At 69.6% G+C, this 9,973-nt stretch carries 9 protein-coding genes, 2 tRNA genes and 1 pseudogene; 8 read left to right on the top strand and 4 right to left on the bottom strand.

Going from position 1 to position 9,973, the window contains the following annotated elements; all coding sequences use genetic code 11:
• Positions 1–130: pseudogene (locus tag ACFV6X_RS32620) on the top strand (IS110 family transposase); the annotation flags it as partial.
• 8 nt (positions 131–138) lie between these two features.
• Here the strand turns inward: ACFV6X_RS32620 and ACFV6X_RS32615 are convergent.
• From ACFV6X_RS32615 to ACFV6X_RS32600, 4 genes are all read right to left on the bottom strand, one after another.
• On the bottom strand, positions 139–1,101 hold the full coding sequence (locus tag ACFV6X_RS32615; protein WP_385389753.1) for an ABC transporter ATP-binding protein: 963 nt from the start codon (positions 1,099–1,101) through the stop codon (positions 139–141).
• A 151-nt stretch (positions 1,102–1,252) separates the two neighbouring features.
• A tRNA-Gly gene (locus ACFV6X_RS32610) sits at positions 1,253–1,325 on the bottom strand.
• 80 nt (positions 1,326–1,405) lie between these two features.
• A tRNA-Gly gene (locus tag ACFV6X_RS32605) sits at positions 1,406–1,477 on the bottom strand.
• 153 nt (positions 1,478–1,630) lie between these two features.
• Positions 1,631–1,948, bottom strand: coding sequence for an Lsr2 family protein (locus tag ACFV6X_RS32600; RefSeq protein ID WP_365454801.1), 318 nt, complete (start codon positions 1,946–1,948; stop codon positions 1,631–1,633).
• A 310-nt stretch (positions 1,949–2,258) separates the two neighbouring features.
• Here ACFV6X_RS32600 and purS point away from each other — a divergent pair, with 310 nt between their 5' ends.
• From purS to purM, 7 genes are all read left to right on the top strand, one after another.
• Positions 2,259–2,522: a phosphoribosylformylglycinamidine synthase subunit PurS gene (purS, locus tag ACFV6X_RS32595; protein ID WP_053763366.1), complete on the top strand. Its 264-nt coding sequence runs from the start codon at positions 2,259–2,261 to the stop codon at positions 2,520–2,522.
• Positions 2,519–3,199 (top strand): phosphoribosylformylglycinamidine synthase subunit PurQ, encoded by a 681-nt coding sequence (gene purQ / locus ACFV6X_RS32590; RefSeq protein ID WP_385389752.1) that lies wholly within the window; start codon positions 2,519–2,521, stop codon positions 3,197–3,199. Before purS ends, purQ begins: the two co-directional genes overlap by 4 nt.
• Entirely contained in the window at positions 3,196–5,454 is a 2,259-nt protein-coding gene (gene purL / locus ACFV6X_RS32585) for a phosphoribosylformylglycinamidine synthase subunit PurL (RefSeq protein ID WP_385389751.1), read from the top strand. The genes purQ and purL overlap by 4 nt, the downstream gene beginning before the upstream one ends.
• Positions 5,455–5,563: 109 nt before the next feature.
• Positions 5,564–6,361 carry a sterol carrier family protein gene (locus ACFV6X_RS32580; protein ID WP_385389750.1) on the top strand — a complete coding sequence of 266 codons (798 nt, stop codon included), beginning with the start codon at positions 5,564–5,566 and terminating at the stop codon, positions 6,359–6,361.
• A gap of 39 nt (positions 6,362–6,400) precedes the next feature.
• Entirely contained in the window at positions 6,401–7,213 is an 813-nt protein-coding gene (locus ACFV6X_RS32575; RefSeq protein ID WP_385389749.1) for an META domain-containing protein, read from the top strand.
• A 61-nt stretch (positions 7,214–7,274) separates the two neighbouring features.
• On the top strand, positions 7,275–8,801 hold the full coding sequence (gene purF / locus ACFV6X_RS32570) for an amidophosphoribosyltransferase (protein ID WP_385389747.1): 1,527 nt from the start codon (positions 7,275–7,277) through the stop codon (positions 8,799–8,801).
• A gap of 41 nt (positions 8,802–8,842) precedes the next feature.
• Entirely contained in the window at positions 8,843–9,943 is a 1,101-nt protein-coding gene (gene purM / locus ACFV6X_RS32565; RefSeq protein ID WP_385389746.1) for a phosphoribosylformylglycinamidine cyclo-ligase, read from the top strand.
• The last annotated feature ends 30 nt before the right edge of the window (positions 9,944–9,973 follow it).

Here is a 9,973-nt window from a genome sequence, read left to right as displayed (position 1 = left end):
GCGGAACGAGGGAAAGCGGCACCACCAGGCCCTCATCGCCCTGGCGCGACGCCGCGTGAACGTCCTCTACGCCATCCTCCGCGACCGCCGTCCCTTCGAGAACCGGCCCCAACTGCGTCTCGTGGCTTGACTTCAGCATTAGGCAGCCACTCCTTCCTTCTCCGCCGCGGCGGCCGAAGCCTGCCCGGCGATCCGCAGAAACGCCTCCTCCAGTGAGGCCGATCGCACATCAAGCCCGCGAAGCTCGACTCCGGCGCCCCGGGCCCACACCAGCAGCTCGGTGGCCGTCCGCTGCACCTGGTGCGTGCGCAGCCGCACCGACCGCCCGTCCGTCTCGTGCCCGACGACCCCCAGCTCGCCGAGGGCCGGCAGGTCTCCGAGGAAATAGGACTCGGGCAGCTCGAAGGAGATCCGGGCCGGCTGGGTCGCCGTCACCTCGGCCGGGGTCCCGGTTTCCGCGATCTGCCCCTGGTGCAGGATCGCCAGCCGGTCGGCGAGGCCCTCGGCCTCTTCCAGGTAGTGCGTGGTCAGCAGCACCGTCGTCCCGGCGTCCCGCAGCTCCCGAACCAACTCCCAGGTGTCCCGCCGCCCTTCGGCGTCCAGTCCGGTCGTCGGCTCGTCCAGGAACAGCACCTCGGGTTCGCCGAGCAGGGCCAGCGCCAGGTCGAGCCGCCGCCGTTCACCCCCGGACAGTTGCTTCACGCGGACGTCGGGCCGCCGACCGAGCCCGACCAGCTCCAGCGCCTCGCCCACGGGCCGCGCCCCGCTCGTACAGCCGGCCCACATCCGGACGGTCTCCGCGACGGTCAGCTCGGAGGGGAAGCCGCCCTCCTGCAACATCACTCCGGTCCGCGGCCGTACGGCGGCGCGCTCGGCGTAGGGGTCGTGCCCCAGCACCCGGACCCGGCCCCCGGACGGTGCCGCGAGGCCTTCCAGCAGTTCGACGGTCGACGTCTTGCCCGCCCCGTTGGTGCCCAGCAGCGCGAAGACCTCGGCATGTTTCACGTGGAACGTGATCCCGCGTACCGCCTCGAACCCGCCCCCGTAGACACGGCTCAGATCCGTGACCTCAATCACGTGCTCGTGCTCGTTCGTGTTCATGGCTTCAGCATCCCGGCGCGGAATGCCCGGAAGCAGTGCGCGGTGTCATCACTGGTCATGACAAATGTCAGACGGCCGGTCCCTGGGCAGGGCACGGGCTCACGCACATACGCCGAAGGCCCCGGTCATTGACCGGGGCCTTCGGAAAGAGAGCGGACGACGAGGCTCGAACTCGCGACCTCAACCTTGGCAAGGTTGCGCTCTACCAACTGAGCTACGTCCGCATTGCCGCCGACCAGCTTTCACCGATCGGTGCGAGCACCAGCCTACCTGATCCACAAGAGTGGTCCGGACGGCTGTGCAGAGCGGGTGACAGGAATCGCACACTGCGCCTTCCCCCTGGAAGGGGGATGTTCTACTACTGAACTACACCCGCATGTACTCCGTGAGCTGGGGTTTTTCCGCCCCGCCCGTCGGCGTGCTCCAGACTCTAGCTGATCACCTGGGGTGCTGTGCAAGTCGGTTGCTCCGAGGGGCGGCTGAACGCCCGTCGGAGCCCGGCCCACGGAGTCGGTTCGGGCGGCCGGATTCACTGCGCCGCGGTGAACGCCTCGTAGACCTTCTTGGGGATACGGCCCCGCGCGGGTACGTCCATCTTGTTGGCCTGCGCCCAGGCCCGTACGGCCGCCGGATCGGGGGCGACCTCTGTCTGCCGGTAGGCCTTGCCCGACCTCGACCGCTTGCGGCCGGCGTCCACGTAGGGCGCGAGCGCCTTACGCAGTTTCTTGGCATTGGCTTCATTCAGGTCGATCTCGTACGACTTGCCGTCGAGTCCGAAGGCGATCGTTTCCGCCGCTTCCGAGCCGTCGATGTCGTCAAAGAGCGTGACCACGACCTTCTGCGCCACGAATATCGGTCCCTTCGTACGGCACGTCTATCCAGCTCAGCTGCGACGACATGCCGAGTGTCGGCTTTTGCCAATTCATTTGTACAGTGCCCGGCAAAGCATTGTGAAGCCCGACTAAATCTCTCCGCGTGTCCCGACGCAATAGCTCTCGCGGGTGGATCTCGCATCTTTCCCGGAACTTTTCGTGAACGCGCGCTGTCGATGCATGACCGTGACCATCGATCCGTAGCTTCCTACAACTCTACCCGCGTAGAAATTTTGTGCGGGTAGTCTGAAGGGACCTGCTCAGCACCACACACCGGGAGTGCCAGTGGCACGCGTCGTAGTCGACGTCATGCTCAAGCCGGAGATCCTCGACCCCCAGGGCCAGGCGGTGCAGCGCGCACTGCCGCGCCTCGGTTTCGACGGGATCTCCGACGTACGTCAGGGAAAGCGATTCGAACTGGAAGTGGACGGACCGGTCGACGAGGCCGCGCTCGCCCGCATCCACGAGCTCGCGGAATCCTTCCTCGCCAACACCGTGATCGAGGACTTCACCGTCAAGGTGGAGGAAGTCGCGGAGGCCGCCAAGTGACCGCTCGTATTGGCGTCGTCACTTTTCCGGGCAGCCTCGACGACCGGGACACCCAGCGCGCGATCCGTATCGCCGGCGCCGAACCCGTCGCCCTCTGGCACAAGGACAAGGACCTCAAGCAGGTCGACGCCGTGGTGCTGTGCGGAGGATTCTCCTACGGCGACTATCTGCGCGCCGGCGCCATCGCCCGCTTCTCGCCAGTGATGGAGCCCCTCATCGAGCAGGCGAAGTCCGGACTGCCGGTCCTCGGCATCTGCAACGGCTTCCAGATCCTGACCGAGGCCCATCTGCTGCCCGGCACGATGCTGCGCAACAACCACCTGCACTTCATCTGCCGCGACCAGAAGCTGCGGGTGGAGAACGACCGGACCGCCTGGACCAGTGACTACAGCGCGGGCCAGGAGATCCACATCCCGCTGAAGAACATCGACGGGCAGTACGTCGCCGACGAGCGCACGCTCGACGAGCTGGAGGCCGAGGGCCGGGTCGCCTTCCGCTACCTGGACGTCAACCCCAACGGTTCGCAGCGCGACATCGCCGGCGTCAGCAACGCGGCCGGGAACGTCGTAGGCCTCATGCCGCACCCGGAGCACGCCGTCGAGTCCCTCATCGGCACCGGCCGCACCGACGGTCTGCCCTTCTTCACCTCGATCCTCAAGAAGCTGGTCAACGCATGAGCAGGACGCCTCTGGACACGGTCGAGCACGCGACCGCGACCCCCGACGTCGAGCTGCCCTGGGCCGAACTCGGCCTGAAGAAGGACGAGTACGAGCGGGTGGTGGAGATCCTCGGTCGCCGCCCGACCGGCGCGGAACTCGCCATGTACTCGGTGATGTGGTCCGAGCACTGCAGCTACAAGTCCTCCAAGGTCCACCTCCGCCAGTTCGGCGAGAAGGCGCCGCAGAGCGACGCGCTGCTGGTCGGCATCGGCGAGAACGCCGGTGTCGTGGACGTCGGCCTGGGCTACGCGGTCACCTTCAAGGTCGAGTCGCACAACCACCCGTCGTACGTCGAGCCCTACCAGGGCGCGGCCACCGGTGTCGGCGGCATCGTCCGCGACATCATCGCGATGGGCGCCCGCCCGGTCGCGGTGGTCGACCCACTGCGCTTCGGCGCGGCCGACCACCCCGACACCAAGCGCGTCCTGCCCGGCGTCGTCGCCGGCATCGGCGGCTACGGCAACTGCCTGGGCCTGCCCAACATCGGCGGCGAGGTCGTCTTCGACTCCTGCTACCAGGGCAACCCGCTGGTCAACGCCGGAGCCATCGGCGTGATGCGGCACGAGGACATCCACCTCGCGAAGGCGTCCGGCGCGGGCAACAAGGTCATCCTGTACGGCGCCCGGACCGGCGGCGACGGCATCGGTGGCGCGTCGATCCTGGCCTCGGAGACCTTCGACGACGCGAAGCCCTCCAAGCGCCCCGCCGTCCAGGTGGGCGACCCGTTCCAGGAGAAGCTCCTCATCGAGTGCACCCTGGAGGCGTTCGCCGAGAAGCTGGTCGTCGGCATCCAGGACCTCGGCGCGGCGGGCCTGTCCTGCGCGACGTCCGAGCTGGCGTCCAACGGATCCGGCGGCATGACGGTCGTCCTCGACGACGTACCCCTGCGCGACTCGACGCTCTCCCCCGAGGAGATCCTGATGAGCGAGTCGCAGGAGCGGATGTGCGCGGTCGTCGAGCCGGCCAAGGTCGACCGCTTCCTGGAGATCTGCGAGAAGTGGGACGTCATCGCCACGGTCATCGGTGAGGTGACCGACGGCGACCGCCTGGAGATCTACTGGCACGGCGAGAAGATCGTCGACGTCGACCCGCGGACCGTCGCCCACGACGGCCCGGTGTACGAGCGTCCGTACGCCCGCCCGTCCTGGCAGGACGCGCTCCAGGCGGACGACGCGAACAAGCTGCCGCGGCCGGCTTCGAGCGAGGACCTGAAGGACCAGGTCCTCCAGCTGGTGGCGTCCCCCAACCAGGCGTCGAAGAAGTGGATCACGTCCCAGTACGACCACTTCGTCCAGGGCAACACGGTGCTCGCCCAGCCCGAGGACTCCGGCATGATCCGGATCGACGAGGAGACCGGCCTCGGCGTCGCCATCGCGACGGACGGCAACGGCCGCTACGCCAAGCTCGACCCGTACAAGGGCGCGCAGCTGGCCCTCGCGGAGGCCTACCGGAACGTGGCCACGACCGGCGCGAAGCCGCTCGCCGTCTCCGACTGCCTGAACTTCGGCTCCCCCGAGGACCCGGCGGTGATGTGGCAGTTCGCGGAGGCGGTTCGGGGTCTGGCGGACGCCTGCCAGCAGCTGGGCACGCCCGTGACCGGCGGCAACGTCTCCCTCTACAACCAGACGGGCGAGGCGGCGATCCACCCGACGCCGGTCGTCGCCGTCCTCGGCGTGATCGACGACGTGGCCCGCCGCACCCCGGTCGGCTTCCAGGAGGAGGGGCACCTGCTCTACCTCCTCGGCGACACCCGTGAGGAGTTCGGCGGCTCGGCCTGGTCCCAGGTCGTCCACGACCACCTCGGCGGTCTGCCGCCCGAGGTCGATCTGGAGCGCGAGCGTCTGCTGGCCGAGATCCTGATCTCCGCCTCCCGCGACGGCATGATCGACGCCGCGCACGACTTGTCGGACGGCGGCCTGATCCAGGCGGTCGTCGAGTCCGCACTGCTCGGCGGCAAGGGCGCCCGCCTGGTGGTCCCCGACGGCCTGGACGCCTTCACGTTCCTGTTCTCCGAGTCCGCGGGCCGCGCGATCGTCGCCGTCCCCCGCTCCGAGGAACTCCGCTTCACCGACATGTGCGGCGCCCGCGCCCTCCCGGCCACCCGCGTCGGAGTCGTCGACGGCACCACGATCGACCTCCAGGGCGAGTTCACCCTCACCCTGGAGGAGCTCCGCGAGTCCCACGAGGCCACGATCCCGGCCCTGCTCGCGTAGCCGGTCGTCCCACGGCGAAGGCCCTGCCCGGTGTCGGGCGGGGCCTTCGTGGTCCCGGCGCCCGTCCCGGTGCGCCCGTCCCGGTGCGCCCGGCCGTAGGCTCACGCTCATGTCACCGGCCAGGAAACGCGCCCGCAACTACGACCCCGTCAGGACCCGCGCCGCCGTGCTTGCTCAGTTCGGAGCCGTCCGCGGGGCCGTCCGGGGGCTCACGGACGAACAGCTCGGGTTGCCCACGCGGCTGGGGGACTGGGCCGTGCGGGACCTCGTCGCGCACATCGGGATGGCGCTCGCGGCCGTGAGCCGGCTGCTCGGCGAAGCCGAGCCCGTGCGGCAGGACGCGCAGTTGCTCGACTGGCCGTCCGCCATCGCCGCCGACGCACCGGCCATCGCCCGCACCGCCCGGAGCCTCGCCGAGCGGCATCCCGACCTGGACGCCCACCTCGCCGACGTCGAGCGGCGTTTCACCGCCGACCTCGACGCGCACCCGGGCACCCGTCTGCTTCCCACCAGCGCCGGCGCGCTCCCGCTGGCCGACTACGTCGTCACCCGCACCGTCGAGCTGGTCGTCCACACCGACGACCTGAACGCCGCCGTGCCGGGCCTCGAGATCCCCTACGACCGGCAGGCCCTCGCCGCGGCCACCCGGCTCCTCACCGACGCGCTCGCCGCGAAGGCCCCCGGCGGTTCGACCGAGGTGCGGATCCCGCCGTACGCCGTGGTGCAGTGTGTCGAGGGGCCGCGGCACACGCGTGGCACCCCGCCCAACGTCGTCGAGACGGCCCCGCTGACCTGGATCCGGCTCGCGACCGGACGCCTCACCTGGCCGAACGCCGTCGCCGAGGCCAAGGTGAGCGCCAGCGGGGAACGGGCCGATCTGGGGAAACTCCTCCCTCTGATGGCCTGAGAGGGGAACCGATCACCCCACCCGCCCCGTCGAATCGGCATGTCCAGGCAGAAGCAGCACATCACCCTCACCGCGGCCCTCGCCCTCCTCCCGCTCGCCGTCGCCTGTGGCAGTGAGCAGGCGGGAAGCACGACGGCCGACGCCTCGAAGCCCGTCACGGGCGTCCACTGGAGCGTCGACAGCGTCACCGTCGACGGCAAGGAGCACGACGCCCCCGCCGACGCGCACGTCACGATCGACGACAGCGGCAAGGCCCAGGGCAACTACGGCTGCAACCACTTCAGCGCGCAGGCCTCCTTCGACGGCGACCGTGTCCGGTTCGCCGACGCCACGACGACCGAGATGGCCTGCGAGGAGAAGCCCATGACCTTCGAGGAGAACCTCGCCCGCACCCTCGCCGACGGGTCCCTGAAGACCGAGGTCGGCGGCGGTCGTCTGACCCTCACCACGGACGCCGGCGACACCGTCCGCCTGACGGAGGAGCAGTCAGCCCCGCTGTACGGCACGAAGTGGACGGTCACCTCCCTCGGCAAGGGCGGCCCCGACGGCACCGCGGAGTCCCTCCCCAAGGGCGCCGAGGGCAAGGCGCACCTCACCTTCGACAAGGCCACCGGCCAGGTCGGCGGCCGGCTCACCTGCAACAAGGTGACCGCCGAGGCCACCGTCCGCGACGGCAGCATCACGCTCGGCCCCGCCTCCACCACCCGCATGATGTGCGAAGCCTCACTCATGGCGACCGAAAAGCGCCTCCTGCGCCTCTTCGACGGCACGGTGGCCTACCGTCTGGAACACCACAGCCTGACGCTGACCAGCGAAAACGGCGAGACGGTCACGGCCGTCGCCGGGAAGTGATCCGTTACCGCCCGGTATCCCCAATTCGGACCAGTGCGCGACCTCGCCTACACTCGGTGGCGTGCCACGTGGTGACGGTCGACTCAATCACGATCTGCTTCCCGGCGAGAAGGGCCCCCAGGACGCATGCGGCGTCTTCGGTGTCTGGGCTCCGGGTGAAGAGGTCGCAAAGCTCACGTACTTCGGGCTCTACGCCCTCCAGCATCGGGGCCAGGAATCCGCGGGAATCGCGGTCAGCAACGGCTCCCAGATCCTCGTCTTCAAGGACATGGGCCTGGTCTCCCAGGTCTTCGACGAGACGTCGCTCGGTTCCCTGCAGGGCCACATCGCGGTCGGTCACGCCCGCTACTCCACCACCGGTGCCTCGGTGTGGGAGAACGCCCAGCCGACGTTCCGCGCGACCGCGCACGGCTCCATCGCGCTCGGCCACAACGGCAACCTGGTCAACACGGCCAAGCTCGCCGAGATGGTCGCCGAACTGCCCAAGCAGGACGGCCGTACCACCCGGGTGGCCGCGACCAACGACACGGACCTGCTGACGGCCCTGCTGGCCGCGCAGGTCGACGCCGACGGCAAGCCGCTGACCGTCGAGGAATCCGCCCCGGTCGTCCTGCCGCAGGTCAGGGGAGCCTTCAGCCTCGTCTTCATGGACGAGCACACGCTGTACGCCGCCCGCGACCCGCAGGGCATCCGCCCGCTGGTCCTGGGCCGCCTGGAGCGCGGCTGGGTCGTGGCGTCCGAGAGCGCCGCCCTCGACATCGTCGGCGCCAGCTTCGTGCGCGAGGTCGAGCCGGGTGAGTTCCTCGCCATCGACGAGAACGGCCTGCGCACCTCCCGATTCGCGGAAGCGAAGCCCAAGGGCTGCATCTTCGAGTACGTGTACCTGGCCCGCCCCGACACCGACATCGCCGGCCGGAACGTGTACCTGAGCAGGGTCGAGATGGGCCGCCGCCTCGCCAAGGAGGCCCCCGTCGAGGCCGACCTGGTCATAGCGACCCCGGAATCCGGCACCCCGGCCGCCATCGGCTACGCCGAGGCCTCCGGCATCCCCTTCGGTGCGGGTCTGGTGAAGAACGCGTACGTCGGACGTACGTTCATCCAGCCCTCCCAGACGATCCGCCAGCTCGGTATCCGGCTGAAGCTGAACCCGCTCAAGGAAGTCATCAAGGGCAAGCGGCTGGTCGTCGTCGACGACTCGATCGTCCGCGGCAACACCCAGCGCGCCCTGGTCCGCATGCTCCGCGAGGCCGGCGCGGCCGAGGTCCACATCCGGATCTCCTCGCCGCCCGTGAAGTGGCCCTGCTTCTTCGGCATCGACTTCGCCACCCGCGCCGAGCTGATCGCCAACGGCATGTCGATCGAGGAGATCGGCACCTCGCTCGGCGCCGACTCGCTGTCCTACATCTCCATCGACGGCATGATCGAGGCGACCACCATCGCCAAGCCGAACCTCTGCCGCGCCTGCTTCGACGGCGAGTACCCGATGGAGCTCCCGGACCCCGAGCTGCTGGGCAAGCAGCTTCTGGAGACCGAGCTGGCGGCCGGTCCGGCGGCCACGGCCGCGGCCGACGCGATCCGCCGTCCGTAGGCACTCAAGCCTCGTATCACCAACCCGAAAGATCCCAGGCAATGTCTGCTGCAGACAATCAGTCGCCTCCGGCGACGGGTCCTGATTCCGGTGCTTCCTACGCGGCTGCCGGTGTCGACATCGAGGCGGGCGACCGCGCGGTCGAGCTGATGAAGGAGTGGGTGAAGAAGACGCAGCGCCCCGAGGTCCTCGGCGGCCTCGGCGGCTTCGCCGGCCTCTTCGACGCCTCCGCCCTCAAGCGCTACGAGCGCCCGCTCCTCGCCTCCGCCACGGACGGCGTGGGCACCAAGGTCGATGTCGCCCGCCGGATGGGTGTGTACGACACGATCGGCCACGACCTGGTCGCGATGGTCATGGACGACATCGTGGTGTGCGGCGCCGAGCCGCTGTTCATGACCGACTACATCTGCGTCGGCAAGGTCCACCCCGAGCGGGTCGCCGCCATCGTGAAGGGCATCGCCGAAGGCTGTGTGCTGGCCGGCTGCGCCCTGGTGGGCGGCGAGACGGCCGAGCACCCCGGGCTGCTGGGCGAGGACGACTTCGACGTCGCCGGCGCCGGTACGGGCGTGGTGGAGGCCGACCGGCTGCTCGGCGCGGATCGCATCCGAACGGGTGACGCCGTCATCGCCATGGCGTCCTCCGGTCTTCACTCGAACGGGTACTCGCTGGTCCGGCATGTCCTGCTGAACCAGGCGGGCCTGTCCCTCGACGCCCACATCGACGACCTCGGCCGCACCCTCGGGGAGGAGCTGCTGGAGCCGACGAAGATCTACTCGCTGGACTGCCTCGCCCTCACCCGCACCACCGAGGTGCACGCCTACAGCCACATCACCGGCGGCGGCCTCGCGGCCAACCTGGCCCGTGTCGTCCCGGACGGCCTGCACGCGATCGTGGACCGCTCCACCTGGACCCCGGCGCCGGTCTTCGACCTCGTCGGCAGGACGGGTGACGTCGAGCGCCTGGAGCTGGAGAAGACCCTCAACATGGGCGTCGGCATGATCGCGGTCGTCCCGGAGGAGTCCACCGAGGTGGCACTGGCGACCCTGGCCGACCGCGGGGTCGAGGCATGGGTCGCCGGCGAGATCACGGACCGTGGCGAGCACACCACGGGCGCGGCCCTCGTCGGTGACTACGACAGCTGAGCTCCGTGCGGGCAGCACAGAACCCGGTCG

This window comes from Streptomyces sp. NPDC059861, assembly GCF_042731435.1.
Taxonomy (GTDB): Bacteria; Actinomycetota; Actinomycetes; order Streptomycetales; family Streptomycetaceae; genus Streptomyces.
This window is presented reverse-complemented; position numbering and strand designations above follow the sequence as displayed.